The organism is Bacillus cereus group sp. MYBK139-1, assembly GCF_051916915.1.
Taxonomy (GTDB): domain Bacteria; phylum Bacillota; class Bacilli; order Bacillales; family Bacillaceae_G; genus Bacillus_A; species Bacillus_A pacificus.
Genome location: NZ_JBQAHO010000005.1, coordinates 1 through 18,961, shown reverse-complemented (window position 1 = coordinate 18,961; position 18,961 = coordinate 1). Strand labels below are relative to the sequence as shown.

The window sequence follows — 18,961 nt, the reverse complement described above, 5'->3', positions numbered from 1 at the left end:
ATTCCTTTCCTATTGTTTCGTCACAGGTGCAAATTTTGCTAACAAACGTTTAACACCAATTGGGCTTGGGAACGCAATATCTAATTCTTTTGCATCACCTTCACCTTTTACACTTACAACTGTACCGATTCCCCATTTTTGGTGGGAAGCTTTATCGCCTACTGCCCAGCCGATTTGTTCGCCGCCTGTCGTCTTAGCTGCAGGACGCGCGAAAGCTGAGCGAGAACGTGTTGTAGTTGTCGTTTTACTGCTACTTGCCGTTCTTCCTTTTGCACCAAACGAAGTTTCACGCTTCGGCGCTGTTTCATTTAATGATTCTACTAGTTCTGTCGGGATTTCTGTAATGAATCGAGATGCGGCATTCATACTTGTTCTACCAAATAATGTACGCATTTGTGCATTGGATAAATACAATTCTTCTTCTGCACGAGTAATACCTACATAAGCAAGACGACGCTCTTCTTGCATTTCATCTTCTTCCATTAGAGAACGAGTATGCGGGAATATTCCTTCCTCTAAACCAACAATAAAGACAACTGGGAATTCTAATCCTTTCGCTGAGTGCATCGTCATTAAAATAACTTCCTCACCAGCAGTTGGGTCTTCATCTACACGATCAATATCTGCAACAAGTGCTAAGTCTGTTAAGAATGCAACAAGGCTCTTATCTTCGCTTTGAGATTCAAATGTTTGCGTAACAGATAAAAACTCATCTAAGTTCTCTAGACGACCTTCCGCTTCTAACGTACGCTCGTTTTTCAACATGTCGCGATAGCCGGTTTTTTCAATAACTTCTTCTACCAATTCTGTAACAGATAAATACTCTTGCATATTTACCCAGTTGTGTAATAAACCTGCGAATTCTTTTACTGCCTTTGTAACCTTTGCACTTACTCCAACATGCTCAATCTCATCGAATACAGCTGTTAATGAAATTCCATTTTGTACACCGTAATTAATAATTTTATCGATAGAAGTCGCACCAATTCCGCGCTTTGGCACGTTAATAATACGTGCGAAACTAATCTCATCATCTGGATTCCCAATTAAGCGTAAATACGCCAAAATGTCTTTAATCTCTTTACGGTCGTAGAACTTCGTACCGCCGACAATTTTGTAAGGAATATTAGATTTCAGGAAAATCTCCTCGACCATACGAGACTGCGCATTTGTACGATATAACACCGCAAAATCAGTATATTTTCGTTTTCCCATTTGAATATCGTCGCGAATTTTTTTCGCAACAAAGTATGCTTCGTCCTTTTCCGTTGCAGCACGATAGTAAGAGATTTTGCTTCCAACTTCATTATCTGTCCATAATTTCTTCGGTTTACGATTCGTATTTCTTTCAATGACAGCATTCGCTGCATTTAAAATATTTTGTGACGAACGATAATTTTGTTCTAACAGAATAACTTGCGCATTCTCATAGTCTTTTTCGAATGACAAAATGTTAGAAATGTCCGCACCACGCCAGCGATAAATTGACTGATCTGAGTCACCTACAACACATAAATTTTTAAAACGTGCTGCCAAATGTTTAACAAGAAGGTACTGCGCTTTATTCGTATCTTGATACTCATCCACGTGAATATACTGAAATTTACGCTGATAAAACTCTAGTACTTCTGGAACACGCTCAAATAGTTGAATCGTCGTCATAATTAAATCATCAAAGTCTAGTGAGTTATTTTTCAAAAGACGTTTTTGATATTCTGTATATACATCGCTCGTTAATTTTTCATATGGATCAGCAATTGTAATTTTCTTCGCATATTTATCCGCAGATAACAATTCATTTTTCGCATTACTAATACCAGCTAAAATAGAGCGCGGCTCAAATTTCTTCGGATCAATATTGCGCTCTTTCATAATTTTTTTAACTACAGTTAACTGATCACCTGAATCTAAAATTGTAAAGTTACGATTAATACCAATGCGATCGATATCACGTCGTAAAATACGTACACACATAGAGTGGAACGTAGAAATCCAAATATCTTCAGCTTCTGGTCCGACAAGTGTATCAATACGCTCGCGCATTTCACGAGCCGCTTTATTTGTAAAGGTAATAGCTAGTACGTTCCATGGTGCTACTCCTTTTTCACCAAGTAAATACGCAATACGATGTGTTAACACACGTGTTTTACCACTACCTGCGCCTGCCATTAATAGAAGTGGTCCGTTCGTTGTTTGTACTGCTTTCTGTTGCTGCGGATTTAAACCATTTAATAATCTATCTGTCATACTCATATACGCCTGCACCTACTCTCCTTTTACTGCTTTAACCGTTTTTAACGCTGCTTTTATATCATCATAAATAATATTTCCAACAACTACTGTATCAGCATGCTGCGCCATTTCCTTCGCCTGTTCAGCATTAGAAATACCACCGCCATAATATAACTTAGCTTGTTTCAATTGTGCTTTTACATTTTTAACAAGTTCAACATCTCCATACGTACCGCTATATTCTAAATAAAATATCGGTAAACGTAATAGCTTGTCTGCTAAACGCGCGTATGCAATCACATCATCTTCTGTTACATCACACTTTGCATCTGTAAGCTGGGCTACTTTCGCTTCAGGATTTAAAACACAATATCCTTCCATAAAAATTTCGTCCCAATCCATAATATCCCCAAATTCTTTCAAAGCCTCATGATGAACGCCTGTTACCCATTCCACCTTTCGGCTATTTAAAACGCTTGGGATATAATAAAAATCGAATCCTGGTGTAATTGCTTCCACATCAGAAACCTCTAACACACAAGGAACTGCATATCTACGAATGCTAACTAGCATGTGTAGTACATTATCAATTGTCACCCCATCACTTCCGCCTACAATAACAGCATCTGTTCCAGACTCACAAATCATTTCTAAATGTTCGTCACTTAACTCCTTATTCGGATCAAGCTTAAATACATGTTTCCATCCGGAAATATCGTACATGAAAACACCCTTTCTTTTCTCAAGTTGTATATATTTCTGTTTAAAATAACAGTTTATTTTCATTAGGATTTTTTAAGTTCACCTTAAATATTTGTTTAAAGCGGAGAATTAAGTTTGGAATCCCCTCTTCCACATTTTTCAAACGAGAGGATTTAATTTTGAACTTCCTTTTATGCATTCTTTCATTATAACAAAAAAAGCTACTTACACACACGCACAATCCAACATCTTTTTCCACGTCAAATGTTGGATTACATATCCGAAAAATCAAAAGGGATACTAATAAAGGAAATAGTATTATCTATTTCAACTTTCATAAAAGGAGTGTTTTTCTAATGAAGCAAAATATCGGTACAATAAATGCCCTAATTCGAATTACACTCGGACTTGTCCTCTTCGGTTGTAGTGCAACGAAACTCGTGCGCAAACCTTGGTGCACTTGGTCTAACATTTTGCTATGGATTGGTGCAATGAAAGTTGCAGAGGGAATTGTTCGTTTCTGCCCTATTGTTGAAATGTGGAAATTCGGAAAATACATGAACATGGGGGCATTTAAAATGCCTAGCATGAATTTTGCTGAGAAGGGACATACTAAAGAAGAAGCGAATCAAACTTCCAAGCACGACAAACCACAGTCAAACGGAAGTTATGACGCTTCTGACAAAGAGATTGAGTCAGCGATTGAAGATATAATCCTGGCAAAACCGCTTTGAATCATTTGTCACGATGCAAGATGCTCTCAAAGGGACTTAGCTGCTGCAGTGGGCGGTTAAGTCTTCTTTATTTTATCACAAAACAGAACATACATTCTTTTTTCGAACATTAAAATATACATAATAAATAAAATTCAGAAAATTAGGTGTACACCTCTTGCTTAAAATGATATAAAAGTGATATCATTTTTATATCAGGAGGCGATCATATGAAAGAAAAACAAGTATTTTATGTTAATGGTTTTCTTGGGATTATTGGAATTTTGATTTTAGCCGCTATCGGTGTATTTTTCCTCGTGCAAGAAATTTTCATAGGAGCTGCATTAACTATTATTTTAGCTGCAGTTCTTGCTACAGGTATCGGGATTGTTCAACCAAATCAAGCAAAAGTCATTACGTTTTTCGGTAATTATTTAGGAACAATTCGTCAAAACGGTTTATTTTTAACGATTCCGTTCGCGTTCCGTCAAACTGTATCGTTACGTGTTGAGAACTTTAATAGTAAGAAATTAAAAGTAAATGATGTTGACGGAAATCCAATTGAAATTGCAGCTGTTATCGTCTATAAAGTTGTTGATTCTGCAAAAGCGATGTTTGGCGTTGAACATTATGATCGATTTGTAGAAATTCAAAGTGAAACGGCAATCCGCCACGTTGCAACGAAATATCCTTATGATAATTTCCAAGATGAAACTTGCATTACGTTACGTGGAAATACTGAAGAAATCTCTGAAGAATTAAAACGTGAGCTAGAAGCACGCCTTGAAATTGCTGGCGTAGAAGTGTTAGAAACTCGTTTAACACATTTAGCTTATGCAACAGAAATTGCCCATGCAATGCTACAACGCCAACAAGCAAAAGCAGTATTAGCTGCTAGAAAAGAGATTGTTGAAGGTGCTGTGAAGATGGCAAAAGATTCAATCCATATGTTAGATGAAGAAGGCGTACTTGAATTAGATGACGAGCGTAAAGCGAATATGGTGAACAACTTATTAGTTGCCATCGTTTCAGATAAAGGTGCGCAACCAGTTATTAATACAGGAAGCCTATACTAAAAGGCTGTAAATCACTATGGCTAAAAAGAAAAGCTTTCCATTACGTATTGATCCTGAATTACACGCAGTCATCGAAAAATGGGCGAATGATGAGTTTCGTAGCGTCAATGCACACATCGAGTATTTACTTCGAGAAATGGCAAAGCAAAAAGGGAAATTGAAAAAAGATAAAGATGCATAAAAAATCTCGCTGATTTCTCAGCGAGATTTTTTACATATTAGCTTCTCATCATCTCATGCCCAATTGCACGATATCCTATATCACTTCGGTAAAATAGAGCATCACTCTCAATTTTACCAATTTCTTTATACACCTTATCTTTCGCTTCTTGTAAACTATTCGCCTTACAAGCAACAAATAGTACACGACCACCGTTTGTTACAAAATCACCATGTTTCATCGCTGTACCTGAATGAAACACAATTACATCTTGCAATGCATCTAACCCGTTAATAATATCACCTTTTTTATATACTTCTGGATATCCTTTCGAAGCAAGTACAACGCCAATAACTGCTTCTTCTGACCATTGTAACGTTAGTTCACTCTCATCTAATACAGCGTTACATACATCAACTAAATCATTTTCTAGGCGTGGTAATACAACTTCCGTTTCAGGATCACCAAAGCGAGCATTAAACTCAATTACCTTTGGACCATCATTTGTTAAAATAAGTCCCGCATATAAAATCCCTGTAAACGATCGATTTTCTGCAATCATCGCTTTAGCAGTTGGATGCAATACGTTTTTTATCGCCTCTTGAACTGCTGATTCCGGAATTTGTGGTACTGGAGAATATGCACCCATTCCACCTGTATTTGGACCTTTATCTCCATCAAAAGCTCGTTTATGATCTTGCGCGATTACCATCGGATGCACATTTGTTCCATTCACAAATGCCATTAATGAAAATTCTTGTCCATCTAAAAACTCTTCAATAACAACCTTCTTACTCGCTTCACCGAACTTTACATCTTGTAGCATTTCTTTCACAGCCTGTAATGCTTCTTCAAGCGTCATCGCTACTGTTACACCTTTACCAGCAGCTAATCCATCTGCCTTAATAACAATTGGTGCACCAACTTTTTGAATGTACTGTACTGCTTCTTCATAGTCTGTAAAAGTTTCATATGCCGCAGTTGGAATATCATATTTTTTCATCAATTCTTTCGTAAAAGCCTTACTACCTTCAATAACAGCAGCTGCTTTATTTGGGCCAAATACACGAAGCCCCTCTTCTGTAAAACGATCAACAATTCCATTCATAAGCGGAATTTCTGGTCCAACGAAAGTTAATTCAACCCTATTCTCTTTAGCAAATAAAACTAATGCATCAAAATCATTTTCATCAATATCAACTGGTATTGCAATATCGCGCATGCCTTCATTGCCCGGTGCTACATACACCTTTTTCACTTTTGTCGATTGTGCAAACTTCCAAGCTAAAGCATGCTCACGCCCACCGCGGCCAATTACTAAAACGTTCATATTTCATCCCCCAATACTTAAATAAGTACAAACTAGAAGCTATGCTCCTAGTTTGTTTTCATATCACTGTAAGTTTAAAAAGGCGGATCAAGAGAACCGAGCAGGTCGAGGCGCATTTGCCAGGAGGACACGGAGTGTAGTTTTCCTACATGAGTACCGCACTGGCAACGCAACGACGACAGGCGAAGGTTATCTTAACCGGACTTTTTAAACACCCTCTATTAGTGTTTGAAATGACGTACGCCAGTGAACACCATCGCAATCCCATACGTATCCGCCACTTTAATAGAATCTTCATCACGGATTGATCCGCCTGGTTGAATGATTGCTGTAATTCCTGCTTTTGCTGCTTCTTCTAATGTATCTGGCATTGGGAAGAAAGCATCAGATGCAAGCGCGCTACCTTGTGCTTTTTCACCAGCTTGTGTAATTGCGATTTTTGCAGAACCTACACGGTTCATCTGTCCCGCACCGACACCAATTGTCATATCATCTTTCGCTAAAACAATTGCATTTGACTTCACATGTTTTACAACTTTCCAAGCTAGTTTTAAATCTTTCCATTCTTGCTCTGAAGGTTCACGTTTTGTTGGAATTGAAATTGTACTTTCATCTAATGATAACGTATCTTCCTCTTGAACAAGAAGTCCGCCTTGTACAGAAGTTAGTTTTTTGCTCGCACTTGTCGATTTTTCAATATTTACAGTTAGTAAACGTAAGTTTTTCTTACTTTGCAACACTTCTAAAGCTTCTTTTGAGAAAGAAGGTGCAATAATAATTTCTAAGAAAATTTCATGTAACTTTTCAGCTGTAGATTTGTCGATCTCACGATTTGCTGCAATAATCCCTCCAAAGATTGATACTGGATCCGCTTCATAAGCACGTGTGTATGCTTCATGAATATCAGTTCCTACTCCAACACCACATGGATTCATATGTTTTACTGCTACTACTGCTGGTTCTGTAAATTCTTTTACGATGCTAAGTGCTGCGTCTGCATCATTAATATTGTTATATGATAATTCTTTACCGTGTAATTGTTCTGCGTATGCAACAGAAGAAGTTGCTGCGAATAGCGCTTTATAGAAAGTTGCCTTTTGATGTGGATTCTCGCCATAACGTAAGTCTTGCTTTTTCTCAAATGTCACAGTTAATGTTTCTGGGCTTTCTTCACCCATTTGCTCTGTTAAGTAGTTAGAGATTAACGCATCATATGCTGCTGTATGACGGAATACTTTCGCTGCTAATTTACGTTTCGTTTCTTCTTTTACTTCACCGTTCTCTTTCAGTTCTGCTAATACAACATCGTAATCTACTGGATCTACAATTACCGATACAAATTTGTGATTTTTCGCAGCAGAGCGAATCATTGTTGGGCCACCAATATCAATATTTTCAATTGCATCAGCAAATGTTACATCAGGCTTAGCGATTGTTTCTTTGAATGGGTATAAGTTAACGACAACAAAATCAATTGGCTCTATACCTAACTCATTCATTTGTGCTACATGCGTTTCATTATCGCGAACTGCTAATAGACCACCATGAATATTTGGATGTAATGTTTTCACACGACCATCCATAATTTCTGGGAAACCAGTTACTTCAGAAATACCGATTACTTGTAAGCCGTTTTCTTCTAGTAATTTTTTTGTACCGCCTGTTGATATAACTTCGATCCCTTGTTCTAGTAAACCTTTAACAAATTCTACTACTCCTGTTTTATCTGAAACACTTACTAATGCACGCTTTTTCATTTACCCTTCACCCCTGGTTGTATGTTAGTTAACAGTTGGTTCTTTCGTAGATTGAACAATTTGATTCACTGTATTTACGTATAACTTATGTTCAACTTGTTGAATTTTCGTTTGTAAGCTTTCTCTCGTATCCCCTTCAGAAACAACTACTGCTTCTTGTGCAATAATTGGCCCTGTATCCATACCTGCGTCTACATAATGAATCGTTACTCCAGTTACTTTCACACCTGCTTCTAACGCTTGACCAACAGCATCTTTCCCTGGAAAACTCGGTAATAGTGATGGATGAATATTAATAATCCTTCCGCCGTAAGCTTCTAGTAAAGTTGGTCCAATTAAACGCATATATCCAGCTAAAATAACATAATCAATTTCATACTCTTCTAGCTTCTTTAATATCTCTTTTTCAAACGCTTCTTTTGACTCATATGCTTTCGCTGAAAAAGCGAAACACGGGATATGATGATAATGTGCTCGCCCAACAGCGCGTGCTTCTGGTTTATCACATACTAATAAACTAATTTCTGCATCCAATCTTTTTTCTTCTACTGCATTAACGAGAGATTGAAAGTTAGATCCGCTTCCAGAAGCAAAAACTGCTAATCTACTCATAGCGCTGTGCCTCCATTAAAAGTAACGCCAGCTCCTTGTACAGTGCGTCCAATAATACGAGCAGTTTCTCCTTGCTCTTCAAGAAGACGAACAACACCTTTTGCATCTTCTTCCTTCACCGCTACTACCATACCAATACCCATGTTAAAAATATTGAACATTTCTTTCTCTTCCAACTTGCCAACTTCTTGAAGTAAACTAAAGATCGGCTGAATTTCCCAAGATCCTAATTCAATTTCTGCACCGATTCCTTCTGGTAACATACGTGGAATATTTTCAATGAATCCGCCACCTGTAATATGTGCCATACCGTATACTTCATATTTCTTCAATAGTTCTAAAATAGGTTTGACATAAATTTTCGTTGGTTTTAATAATTCTTCACCAAGAGGTAGCTCTAAGCGTCCGTAAATGCGAGCTAAAGATAGTTCTCCATCTTCTAGTAATACTTTTCGTACTAAAGAATAACCGTTACTATGAATACCGCTAGATGCTAAGCCAATTAATACGTGACCAGCTTCAATTTTTTCACCTGTTACAATTTTCTTTTTATCAACGATCCCAACTGTAAAACCAGCTAAATCGTATTCTTCTGTAGAATACATTCCTGGCATTTCAGCTGTTTCTCCACCAATTAAAGCACAGCCTGCTTGGCGACAGCCCTCTGATATACCTTTGACGATGTTTTCAATTTTACTAGGTTCAGCTTTACCACAAGCAATATAATCAAGAAAGAAAAGCGGCTCTGCTCCTTGGACAACAATATCATTTACACACATTGCAACCGCATCAATACCAATTGTGTCATGTTTATCTGCCATAAAAGCGAGCATCAATTTCGTTCCCACGCCATCTGTTCCAGATACTAATACAGGTTCTTCTAATGCAAATTTTGATAGGTCAAACATACCTCCAAAACCGCCTAAACTGCCTAGTACTTCTTTTCTCATTGTTGTTTGTACGTGTTTTTTCATGCGAGATACCGCTTCATATCCAGCTTCAATATCTACTCCTGCTTGCTTATATGCATTCGCCATCGTTATCTACACCTCGTCTTTTAATTTCTCCCTATCCTGTGCGGGCCGTTTTAAGAAAGAAGCTAGCTTCTACATCAAAAAGAAGTAGAAGCTTTTTTCTTCTTATTTTATACTTTCTAACAGCTCTTGCTCATAATCATAAAGAGCTGTTGGATAATCTCCATTGAAGTACGCCATACATAGGCCACCGTATTTCCCCTCATATGGACGTCCAATTGCATCTACTAATCCATCTTCACTTAAAAATGTTAATGAGTCTGCACCGATCATTTCACGAATTTCTTCTACCGTATGATTTGCTGCAATTAATTCTTTTCTCGTTTGAATATCAATGCCATAGAAACATGGATATTTCAAAGGTGGTGAAGCTATTCTTACGTGAACTTCTGTCGCTCCAGCCTCGCGAAGCATACGAACAATTCGTTTACTCGTTGTTCCTCGTACGATAGAATCATCAATCATAACAACTCGTTTTCCTTCAACTACACCTCTTACTGCTGAAAGCTTCATCTTAACCCCTTGCTCTCGCAGTTCCTGAGAAGGTTGAATAAACGTACGTCCAACGTAACGATTTTTAATTAATCCCAACTCATATGGAATGCCTGTCGCCTCCGCATAACCAATTGCTGCTGAAATGCTAGAGTCTGGTACACCAGTAACAACATCAGCTTCAATAGGAGCTTCTGCCGCCAAACGTTTCCCCATGTTTTTACGTGCTGCATGGACATTAACACCAGCGATATTTGAATCTGGGCGTGCGAAGTAAATGTATTCCATACTGCAAATTGCATGTTCTACATCATTTGTGAAACGATCTACGTGAATTCCTTCATCATTAATGATAAGTAATTCACCCGGTTCTACATCACGAATGTATGTTGCACCTACTACATCAAAAGCACATGTTTCAGATGCTACAACGTAAGCATTTCCCATCTTTCCAATTGAAAGGGGACGGAATCCATTTGGATCTAGCGCAACAATCATTTCATTTCCAGTTAGTAAAAGATATGCAAACGCACCTTTCACCTTATTTAGAGCTTCTTTTACACTTTCAATTAACGAATCTTTCGTACTACGTTTAATAAGATGTAAAAGTACTTCTGTATCTGAACTTGTTTGAAAAATACTTCCCTCTGCCTCTAATTCACGGCGAAGCATTTTTGCATTAATTAAATTCCCGTTATGAGCTAATGCCATACTATGATCGGAAAAACGGAACAGTAGTGGTTGAACGTTAGCCACTTCACTTCCACCAGCCGTCGCGTATCGTACGTGTCCGATTGCTGATTTCCCGTTCAATCCTTCTAGCTCTCCTCTTGAAAACACTTCCGATATTAAACCTAACCCCTTGTGACCGACGATTTTTTCTCCATTATTTACGACAATGCCTGCGCCTTCTTGCCCACGGTGCTGTAAACTGTGCAATCCGTAGTATGAAACTTGTGCCGCATTTTCATGCCCCCAAATTCCGAAAACGCCACATTCTTCGTTTAACCCCTTTATTTCAGCAAGCATGGGATTGCCCCTTTCCAAGCCTTTCTCATTTCATCTACATTTGCTGTAAGTAACACTTCATTTTCTTCATTATGAATTGTCACTTCATTTGTATTTGTTACTTCTCCAACTTGAATTGCTTCTACCGCTTTCTCGAACACTTCTTTATTTTCACGTTTTACAGTTATCACGAAGCGAGATTGTGATTCCGCAAATAATGCCGCTGTTGCTTCCCCGTCTAATTTCACAGTAGCACCTAAGCCGTTAGCACCAATTGCACTTTCTGAAATTGCAACTGCTAAACCACCTTCAGCAACGTCATGTGCAGATTGAACAAGGCCAGCTTGAATTGCTGCTAATACTTGTTTTTGACGTTTTAATTCTACGTCTAGATCGATACTTGGTGATTGGCCGAAAATTTTGCCGTGAAGCATTTTCTGTAATTCACTTCCACCAAACTCAGCTTTCGTCTCTCCGATAACATAAACTAAATCGCCAGCTTGCTTAAACTCTTGTGTTGTTACATGTTTTAAGTCATGTACTAGTCCGACCATCCCAACTGTCGGTGTTGGATATACCGCTTCACCACTACGTTCGTTATACATTGATACGTTTCCGCCGATAACTGGTGTTTGTAATGTGCGACAAGCTTCACTCATACCATCTACTGATTTCTCAATTTGCCAGAAGATTTCTGGTTTCTCTGGATTACCGAAGTTTAAGCAATCTGTAATTGCAAGTGGCTCTCCTCCAGAACATACGATATTACGTGCTGCCTCTGCTACTGCAATTTTACCGCCCACTTCTGGATCTAAATAAATGTAGCGAGAGTTACAATCTGTCGTCATTGCTAATCCTTTTTCTGTACCGCGTACACGTACAACTGCTGCATCTGAACCCGGTGTAACAACTGTGCTTGTGCGAACTTGATAATCATATTGATCATAAACCCACTCTTTACTTGCAATCGTCGGTTGTTGTAATAGAGCGAATAACGTTTCTTTATAATTTTCTACTTTTGGTGTTTCCATTTTCATCTGTTGGAATTCAGCAAAGTATGCTGCTTCTTGTGATGGTTTATGATAAATTGGCGCTTCTTCTGCAAGAGCATCCGCTGGTACTTCAGCTACCATTTCACCTTTATGGAATAAACGAAGCATTTTGTCTTCCGTTACTTTCCCCATCGTAACGGCTGCAAGACCATACTTCTCAAATAAGTCTACTATTTCTTGCTCTCTACCTTTTTTCACAACAATTAACATACGCTCTTGTGATTCAGAGAGCATCATTTCATATGGTGTCATTCCTGTTTCTCGTTGTGGTACATCATCTAAGTACATTTCAATACCCATTCCTGCTTTACTTGCCATTTCTGCAGAAGATGATGTTAAACCAGCTGCACCCATATCTTGAATTCCAACAAGTGCATCCGATTGAATAAGTTCTAAACAAGCTTCAATAAGAAGTTTCTCCATAAATGGATCTCCTACTTGAACTGCTGGACGCTTCGCTTCTGAGCTTTCAGATAACTCTTCAGATGCAAATGTAGCACCGTGGATACCATCACGACCAGTTGATGCTCCTACGTACATTACTGTATTTCCAGCACCGTGCGCTTGCCCTTTTTTAATGTCTTCGTGGTTAATTAAGCCTACGCACATTGCATTTACAAGTGGATTTCCTTCATAACATGGATCAAACTGTACTTCGCCGCCAACAGTCGGAATACCGATACAGTTACCGTATCCTGCAATTCCTGCTACTACTTCTTCGAATAAGTATTTCACACGTGGTGATTGTAATTCTCCAAATCGAAGTGAGTTTAATAGAGCTACTGGACGTGCTCCCATAGAGAATACGTCACGAATAATACCACCAACACCTGTTGCCGCTCCTTGATATGGTTCAATAGCAGAAGGGTGGTTATGACTTTCCATTTTAAATACAACCGCTTGATTATCACCGATGTCTACAATTCCAGCACCTTCCCCAGGCCCCTGCAAGACGCGCTCACCTGTTGTTGGGAATTTTCGAAGTACTGGTTTTGAATTTTTATAACTACAATGTTCAGACCACATAACAGAGAATAATCCTGTTTCTGTATAATTTGGCAGACGGCCTAAAATCTTTTCAACCATGGCGAACTCTTCGTCTGTTAGCCCCATTTCCGCATATATGCGCTCTTCTTTAATTTGTGTTGGATTTGGTTCAAGCATTAACGACATATGTTTCCCTCCACTGTTTTAAGATAGATTGAAAGACTTTTAATCCTTCAGCACCGCCAAGTAATTCATCTACAGCACGCTCTGGGTGTGGCATCATACCAAGTACATTTCCTTTTTCGTTTACAATACCCGCAATATCTGAAACGCTTCCGTTCGGGTTTTCTACGTAACGGAATGCGATTTGATTATTCTCTTCTAATTGTTTAAGAGTCTCTTCATCACAATAGTAATTCCCCTCACCATGTGCAATTGGAATATTGATTACTTCATCTTTTTCATATTGTGATGTAAACATTGTTTCATTATTTTCAACACGTAACTGAACTGTTCGACACATAAATTTTAAGTTTTCATTTCTCATTAATGCTCCTGGTAATAATCCTGATTCAACAAGAATCTGGAATCCATTACATACACCTAAAATTGGCTTTCCTTGCTCAGCAGCTTTCTGTACTGCTTTCATTGCATTCGCAAAGCGAGAAATAGCACCGCAGCGTAAGTAGTCACCGTAAGAGAAACCACCTGGTAGTAGAATTGCATCATATTCATCTAAATTCTCTGTATCGTGCCAAACGTAATCTACTTCTTCGCCAAGCTCATCTTTAATTGCATGGAACATATCGACATCACAGTTCGAACCTGGAAATACTATTACGGCAAATTTCACTGTGCGACAACCTCCTCAACTTCATAACGGAAGTCTTCCATTACAACGTTTGCTAATAGTTTTTCACACATTTCCTTTACCTTGCTATCTAAGTCAGTTACCGATTTATCAATTGTTAGTTCCATGTACTTTCCAATTCGAACATCCTGTACTTCTGTGAATGAAAGGCTATGAAGTGCTCCTTTTACTGCTGTTCCTTGTGGATCTAATACGCTTTCTCTTAATGTTACATATACCTTAACTTTATACATGTGAAATTCCCCCTAAACGTTTTAAAATCTCTTCATAAGCATCTGTTAAATTTCCAAGATCACGACGGAATACGTCTTTATCAAACTTCTCATTGCTCGTTTCATCCCATAAACGGCAAGTATCTGGTGAAATTTCATCTGCTAAAATAATTTCTCCTTCATCCGTTACACCAAACTCTAATTTGAAATCTACTAATCTTACACGACAGCTTGCGAAATGATCAATCAACACTTGATTGATTTGTAGAGCCATATCTCGTAATACGCTTACTTGCTCTGGCGATGCAACGTTTAATACACGAATATGATCTTCCGTTACAAGCGGATCTCCTAAATCATCATCTTTGAAGTAAAATTCTACGATTGGTTCTGCAAGTACAGTTCCCTCTTCCATTCCTAATCGTTTTGAAAGACTTCCTGCAATTACATTTCTTGTGACAACTTCTAAAGGAATAATACTCACTTTTTTAACAAGTTGTTCTGTTTCAGATAGCTTCTCAACAAAGTGTGTTTTAATTCCTACTTCTTGTAACTTTCTGAACAATAAAGTTGTAATCTCATTGTTCAAACGACCTTTTCCTGTAATCGTCTCTTTTTTCTCCCCATTGAAAGCAGTCGCACTATCTTTGTACTCTACCCAAACCATATCTGCTGATTCTGTACGATAAATTCTTTTTGCCTTACCTTCATACAGCAATTCTAGCTTTTGCATTTCGCAAGCCCCCTGTAGTTTGAAAAATGTGAATAATGTTTTTATAAAGAATGGCACAGAATGACTCTATTCTGTGCCATATGAAATTTTACGCTTCGTTTAATCCAAGGCGTTCAAAGATTGTATCAACGTGTTGCATATGATGCTCATAGTTGAAGCATTCATTAATTTCTTCTTGTGTTAACTTGCTCGTAATACGCTCATCAGCTTCTACAAGCTCTTTAAATTGTACTTGTGTTTCCCAAGCTTCCATCGCTTTAGGTTGTACGATATCGTAAGCTTCCTCACGTACCATACCTTTATCGATTAATGTAAGCATTACGCGCTGAGAATAAATTAAGCCGTATGTTCTTGTCATATTACGTTTCATATTCTCTGGGTATACAGTTAAGTTTTTAACAATATTACCAAAGCGGTTTAGCATGTAATTTAACGCGATTGTAGCATCTGGTAAAATTACGCGTTCTGCTGAAGAGTGAGAAATGTCACGCTCATGCCATAATGGAACATTCTCATAAGCTGTCATCATATAACCGCGGATAACACGAGCTAAACCAGTCATATTTTCAGATCCAATTGGATTACGCTTATGCGGCATTGCAGAAGAACCTTTTTGACCTTTTGCGAAAGCTTCTTCAACTTCACGTGTTTCACTCTTTTGTAAACCACGAATCTCAACTGCCATCTTTTCGATAGACGTTGCGATTAATGCAAGTGTTGACATGTAATGAGCATGACGATCACGTTGCAATGTTTGTGTTGAAATTGGTGCTGCTTCTAATCCTAAGTTTTCACAAACATACTTTTCTACGAATGGATCAATATTTGCATATGTACCAACCGCACCAGATAATTTACCAACACGAACTGTATTAGCAGCTTGTTTGAAACGCTCTACGTTACGTTTCATTTCTTCATACCAAAGACCAAGTTTTAAACCGAATGTTGTTGGTTCTGCATGAACACCATGTGTTCTTCCCATCATGATCGTGTATTTATGCTCTTTCGCTTTGTTAGCTAAAATACTTACAAAGTTTTCTAAGTCTTTTAATATGATTTCATTCGCTTGTTTTAAGATGTAAGATAACGCTGTATCTACTACGTCTGTAGATGTTAAACCGTAATGAACCCATTTACGTTCCTCGCCTAATGCTGGTGTTTCTGATACAGCACGAGTGAATGCAACTACGTCATGACGTGTCTCTTTTTCAATTTCATAAATACGATCAATATCAAATGATGCATGCTCACGAATTTTTTTAACATCTTCTTTCGGAATATCGCCAAGCTCAGCCCATGCTTCACAAGCTAAAATCTCAACTTCTAACCACGCTTTAAATTTGTTCTCTTCCGTCCAAATTGCACCCATTTCTGGGCGTGTATAACGACTAATCATCTTTTTCCCTCCAACAGTTGTTCTTGATGGTCCCAAATATGCAAACTCTTCGCTTTTTCTAGAGCGACTTCAATATTATCATTTAAAATATTAACATGCCCCATTTTTCGCTGCGCTTTTGCTTCTTCTTTTCCATACAAGTGTAAATAGCACCCGGTTAATCTATTCACTTGTCTTAGGACCCCTTCTATATGTTCGCCTAAAATGTTTACCATGACAACTGGTTTTAACAAATTTGTTTCTCCAAGAGGTAAATTACAGATTGCTCGAATATGTTGGCCGAATTGACTCGTTTCACATGCATCCTGTGTATAGTGTCCTGAATTGTGAGGTCTTGGTGCTAATTCATTAATGTAAATCTCACCATCAGCTGTAACAAACATCTCTACCGCTAGTGTTCCCACAAGTTCTAGTTCATCCGCAAGCACTTTTGCATAAGCAATTGCTTTTTGAGAAAGTTCTTCTGTAATGCGAGCTGGAACGATGGATTCATGCAAAATGTTATTTACATGAATATTTTCCGCTACCGGAAATACTTTCGTTTCACCACTTACACTACGAATGACAATAACTGATACTTCTTTTTCAAAAGGCACCCATTTCTCTAAAATACACTCTGCTGCATTCGCAAGCTCTCGCGCTGTAACAACGTCAGCTTCGCTTCTTAAAACAACTTGCCCTTTCCCATCATATCCACCTGTCGTCGTTTTTAAGACAGAAGGATATGATAACTCAGCGATTGCTTCAGTAAACTGACCTTGATTTTGGACTAATCTATACGTTGCTACTGGTAATCCTGCTTTCTCAATCGCATTCTTTTCAGTAAAACGATTTTGCGTTTTACTTAACAACTGACTGCCTTGCGGTAAGTAAGCATGCTTTTCAAGCCATTGTAAACATCTATAATCAATATTCTCAAATTCATATGTGACAACATCACTAATCTCTGCTAAATGCTGAATCGCTTTTAAATCGTCATATGATGCAACAATTTCAATATCAGCAACTTGTGCACATGGTGAGTTTTTTGTAGGATCTAAAACAGCAATTTTATATCCCATCTCCTTAGCCGCCAATGCCATCATTCTTCCTAGCTGGCCGCCTCCAATAATACCGATTGTTTTTCCAGGTAAAATGATTCTCGTCATACTAGCTCACTACCTTCGCGCACATCTTTTTCAATTGCTTCTCTTCTCAATTCTAATGCATCATATATGTCATCATGGAATGATCCAAGTATTTGTGCAGCAAGTAAACCAGCATTTGTTGAACCAGCCTTACCAATTGCAACAGTTGCAACTGGAACCCCTCCTGGCATTTGGACGATGGATAATAATGAATCTAAGCCGTTTAACGCTTTTGATTGAACTGGAACTCCGATTACAGGAAGATTCGTCTTCGCTGCAACCATTCCTGGTAAATGTGCTGCTCCACCAGCTCCAGCAATAATAACTTTCAATCCACGTTCACGAGCCGTCTCTGCATATTCAAACATATAATCCGGAGTCCGATGAGCGGATACAACTTTTTTCTCATACGGTATATTTAATTCATCTAAAATGTCACAAGCATATTTCATTGTTTCCCAGTCTGACGTGCTTCCCATTATGACTCCAACTAGTGATTTCATATTAGAATCCCCCCGATTCAAATAAAAAAAGCCTGAAATAGAACAGTTTCTCTTTTACTATGAGAGAAAGCGCTCTACTCAGGCATACGTATCCCTTGTGAATAGAAAAATACCGAGTGACTTTCCCTCATAGTCTAACGAATAACGGTCGTTAGGTAGAGACTTGCAGGCCATATCCCCGCGATTATATGAGGTCTTATATATTATTCTTTCTATGGCTATATTAACAATATTTCATAAACAATGTCAACAAATAATCGAATGTTTTTTTATTACTCATCAATAACGTTCGTGTTTTAGTTATATTCAAAAGAATAATTGTAACTATATGCAAGAAGGATAAGCAATTAGAATATATATTTCTAGAGATCTACCATACACAAAATGGTTTGTATATTAATTCCATATGCTTTTATATAAAGTGAAACTTTAATCAACCCTCACCAATCGGGCTTTTACGGGCAGTTGATCCCCACCTAGCTTCTTTGCTTCCGCTGAAATTTGAGGTGGGGGTCTTACTGCCCGTTAATGCGGAATAAAGCATATCGTTTCTATTCCTTTGTATCGCATTCATTACTGTAAGGATTGAATACTTATTTTCATTCTTATATCATCCCGCTTTTCTTACTCTCATTATGTAAAATATATACTTGTAGTAAAAGAAATAACAGTTCCTATCATAAGGGTTGTTTTGGAGCACTTAGAAAGCCTGAAAAGCAAAAAATCATTACTATTACCCTCAATAGCCTCATTTTCATTCTTTTCTCTCATTAAGATTACTAAATTTACGAATTACGACATTTGATATATAAAAATAAACACAAAAAAACCTAAGTCGAAACGACTTAGGTTTTTGCTTGGCGACGTCCTACTCTCACAGGGACAAGGTCCCAACTACCATCGGCGCTAGAGAGCTTAACTTCCGTGTTCGGTATGGGAACGGGTGTGACCTCTCTGCCATCAT

General features: G+C 38.1%; 17 protein-coding genes, 1 rRNA gene and 1 riboswitch. Of the genes, 3 read left to right on the top strand and 15 right to left on the bottom strand.

The window, feature by feature from the left end; translation table 11 throughout:
• Positions 1 to 9 precede the first annotated feature (9 nt).
• Together pcrA and ACTFRS_RS22785 are read right to left on the bottom strand one after the other, a co-directional pair.
• Entirely contained in the window at positions 10 to 2,253 is a 2,244-nt protein-coding gene (gene pcrA / locus ACTFRS_RS22790; RefSeq protein WP_033669338.1) for a DNA helicase PcrA, read from the bottom strand.
• A gap of 12 nt (positions 2,254 to 2,265) precedes the next feature.
• The gene (locus tag ACTFRS_RS22785; RefSeq protein ID WP_000272093.1) at positions 2,266 to 2,955 is read right to left on the bottom strand and encodes a heptaprenylglyceryl phosphate synthase; all 690 of its coding nucleotides are present in this window, start codon (positions 2,953 to 2,955) and stop codon (positions 2,266 to 2,268) included.
• A gap of 335 nt (positions 2,956 to 3,290) precedes the next feature.
• On the opposite strand from ACTFRS_RS22785, the gene ACTFRS_RS22780 reads away from it, so the two are divergent.
• From ACTFRS_RS22780 to ACTFRS_RS22770, 3 genes are all read left to right on the top strand, one after another.
• Positions 3,291 to 3,668, top strand: a complete 378-nt coding sequence (locus tag ACTFRS_RS22780; protein ID WP_002026867.1) for a YgaP family membrane protein — start codon at positions 3,291 to 3,293, stop codon at positions 3,666 to 3,668.
• Positions 3,669 to 3,877: 209 nt separating this feature from the next.
• The gene (locus tag ACTFRS_RS22775) at positions 3,878 to 4,723 is read left to right on the top strand and encodes an SPFH domain-containing protein (protein WP_000660683.1); all 846 of its coding nucleotides are present in this window, start codon (positions 3,878 to 3,880) and stop codon (positions 4,721 to 4,723) included.
• Positions 4,724 to 4,739: 16 nt separating this feature from the next.
• Positions 4,740 to 4,904, top strand: a complete 165-nt coding sequence (locus ACTFRS_RS22770; RefSeq protein WP_001085171.1) for a toxin-antitoxin system HicB family antitoxin — start codon at positions 4,740 to 4,742, stop codon at positions 4,902 to 4,904.
• A 37-nt stretch (positions 4,905 to 4,941) separates the two neighbouring features.
• Here the strand turns inward: ACTFRS_RS22770 and purD are convergent, their stop codons facing one another.
• From purD to rrf, 13 genes are all read right to left on the bottom strand, one after another.
• Positions 4,942 to 6,213, bottom strand: a complete 1,272-nt coding sequence (purD, locus tag ACTFRS_RS22765; RefSeq protein WP_242294587.1) for a phosphoribosylamine--glycine ligase — start codon at positions 6,211 to 6,213, stop codon at positions 4,942 to 4,944.
• Between the two features lie 221 nt (positions 6,214 to 6,434).
• Positions 6,435 to 7,970, bottom strand: coding sequence for a bifunctional phosphoribosylaminoimidazolecarboxamide formyltransferase/IMP cyclohydrolase (gene purH, locus ACTFRS_RS22760; protein ID WP_440025200.1), 1,536 nt, complete (start codon positions 7,968 to 7,970; stop codon positions 6,435 to 6,437).
• Positions 7,971 to 7,994: 24 nt separating this feature from the next.
• Complete coding sequence (gene purN, locus ACTFRS_RS22755; protein ID WP_000088582.1) at positions 7,995 to 8,582, bottom strand: phosphoribosylglycinamide formyltransferase; 588 nt, start codon at positions 8,580 to 8,582, stop codon at positions 7,995 to 7,997.
• Complete coding sequence (gene purM / locus ACTFRS_RS22750) at positions 8,579 to 9,619, bottom strand: phosphoribosylformylglycinamidine cyclo-ligase (RefSeq protein WP_431085117.1); 1,041 nt, start codon at positions 9,617 to 9,619, stop codon at positions 8,579 to 8,581. The genes purN and purM overlap by 4 nt, the downstream gene beginning before the upstream one ends.
• A gap of 102 nt (positions 9,620 to 9,721) precedes the next feature.
• The gene (gene purF / locus ACTFRS_RS22745) at positions 9,722 to 11,137 is read right to left on the bottom strand and encodes an amidophosphoribosyltransferase (RefSeq protein WP_139869841.1); all 1,416 of its coding nucleotides are present in this window, start codon (positions 11,135 to 11,137) and stop codon (positions 9,722 to 9,724) included.
• A complete protein-coding gene (gene purL / locus ACTFRS_RS22740) occupies positions 11,122 to 13,341 on the bottom strand; it encodes a phosphoribosylformylglycinamidine synthase II (protein WP_139869840.1) in 2,220 nt (739 codons plus the stop codon). The genes purF and purL overlap by 16 nt, the downstream gene beginning before the upstream one ends.
• A complete protein-coding gene (gene purQ, locus ACTFRS_RS22735) occupies positions 13,325 to 14,008 on the bottom strand; it encodes a phosphoribosylformylglycinamidine synthase subunit PurQ (RefSeq protein ID WP_000666779.1) in 684 nt (227 codons plus the stop codon). Before purQ ends, purL begins: the two co-directional genes overlap by 17 nt.
• Entirely contained in the window at positions 14,005 to 14,259 is a 255-nt protein-coding gene (purS, locus tag ACTFRS_RS22730) for a phosphoribosylformylglycinamidine synthase subunit PurS (protein ID WP_000278826.1), read from the bottom strand. Before purS ends, purQ begins: the two co-directional genes overlap by 4 nt.
• Entirely contained in the window at positions 14,252 to 14,971 is a 720-nt protein-coding gene (gene purC, locus ACTFRS_RS22725; RefSeq protein ID WP_001170542.1) for a phosphoribosylaminoimidazolesuccinocarboxamide synthase, read from the bottom strand. Before purC ends, purS begins: the two co-directional genes overlap by 8 nt.
• Positions 14,972 to 15,059: 88 nt before the next feature.
• Entirely contained in the window at positions 15,060 to 16,367 is a 1,308-nt protein-coding gene (gene purB / locus ACTFRS_RS22720; protein WP_000625683.1) for an adenylosuccinate lyase, read from the bottom strand.
• Positions 16,364 to 17,515, bottom strand: coding sequence for a 5-(carboxyamino)imidazole ribonucleotide synthase (purK, locus tag ACTFRS_RS22715; RefSeq protein ID WP_440025203.1), 1,152 nt, complete (start codon positions 17,513 to 17,515; stop codon positions 16,364 to 16,366). Before purK ends, purB begins: the two co-directional genes overlap by 4 nt.
• Positions 17,512 to 17,997 carry a 5-(carboxyamino)imidazole ribonucleotide mutase gene (purE, locus tag ACTFRS_RS22710; protein WP_000839371.1) on the bottom strand — a complete coding sequence of 162 codons (486 nt, stop codon included), beginning with the start codon at positions 17,995 to 17,997 and terminating at the stop codon, positions 17,512 to 17,514. Before purE ends, purK begins: the two co-directional genes overlap by 4 nt.
• Positions 17,998 to 18,107: 110 nt before the next feature.
• Positions 18,108 to 18,209: riboswitch (purine riboswitch) on the bottom strand.
• 643 nt (positions 18,210 to 18,852) lie between these two features.
• A 5S ribosomal RNA gene (rrf, locus tag ACTFRS_RS22705) occupies positions 18,853 to 18,961 on the bottom strand; the annotation flags it as partial.

Bases quoted from the DNA above. Each gene is read 5' to 3' on its own strand.
- pcrA (WP_033669338.1), bottom strand. From the start codon at position 2,253: ATGAGTATGACAGATAGATTATTAAATGGTTTAAATCCGCAGCAACAG.
- ACTFRS_RS22785 (WP_000272093.1), bottom strand. From the start codon at position 2,955: ATGTACGATATTTCCGGATGGAAACATGTATTTAAGCTTGATCCGAAT.
- ACTFRS_RS22780 (WP_002026867.1), top strand. From the start codon at position 3,291: ATGAAGCAAAATATCGGTACAATAAATGCCCTAATTCGAATTACACTC.
- ACTFRS_RS22775 (WP_000660683.1), top strand. From the start codon at position 3,878: ATGAAAGAAAAACAAGTATTTTATGTTAATGGTTTTCTTGGGATTATT.
- ACTFRS_RS22770 (WP_001085171.1), top strand. From the start codon at position 4,740: ATGGCTAAAAAGAAAAGCTTTCCATTACGTATTGATCCTGAATTACAC.
- purD (WP_242294587.1), bottom strand. From the start codon at position 6,213: ATGAACGTTTTAGTAATTGGCCGCGGTGGGCGTGAGCATGCTTTAGCT.
- purH (WP_440025200.1), bottom strand. From the start codon at position 7,970: ATGAAAAAGCGTGCATTAGTAAGTGTTTCAGATAAAACAGGAGTAGTA.
- purN (WP_000088582.1), bottom strand. From the start codon at position 8,582: ATGAGTAGATTAGCAGTTTTTGCTTCTGGAAGCGGATCTAACTTTCAA.
- purM (WP_431085117.1), bottom strand. From the start codon at position 9,619: ATGGCGAATGCATATAAGCAAGCAGGAGTAGATATTGAAGCTGGATAT.
- purF (WP_139869841.1), bottom strand. From the start codon at position 11,137: ATGCTTGCTGAAATAAAGGGGTTAAACGAAGAATGTGGCGTTTTCGGA.
- purL (WP_139869840.1), bottom strand. From the start codon at position 13,341: ATGTCGTTAATGCTTGAACCAAATCCAACACAAATTAAAGAAGAGCGC.
- purS (WP_000278826.1), bottom strand. From the start codon at position 14,259: ATGTATAAAGTTAAGGTATATGTAACATTAAGAGAAAGCGTATTAGAT.
- purC (WP_001170542.1), bottom strand. From the start codon at position 14,971: ATGCAAAAGCTAGAATTGCTGTATGAAGGTAAGGCAAAAAGAATTTAT.
- purB (WP_000625683.1), bottom strand. From the start codon at position 16,367: ATGATTAGTCGTTATACACGCCCAGAAATGGGTGCAATTTGGACGGAA.
- purK (WP_440025203.1), bottom strand. From the start codon at position 17,515: ATGACGAGAATCATTTTACCTGGAAAAACAATCGGTATTATTGGAGGC.
- purE (WP_000839371.1), bottom strand. From the start codon at position 17,997: ATGAAATCACTAGTTGGAGTCATAATGGGAAGCACGTCAGACTGGGAA.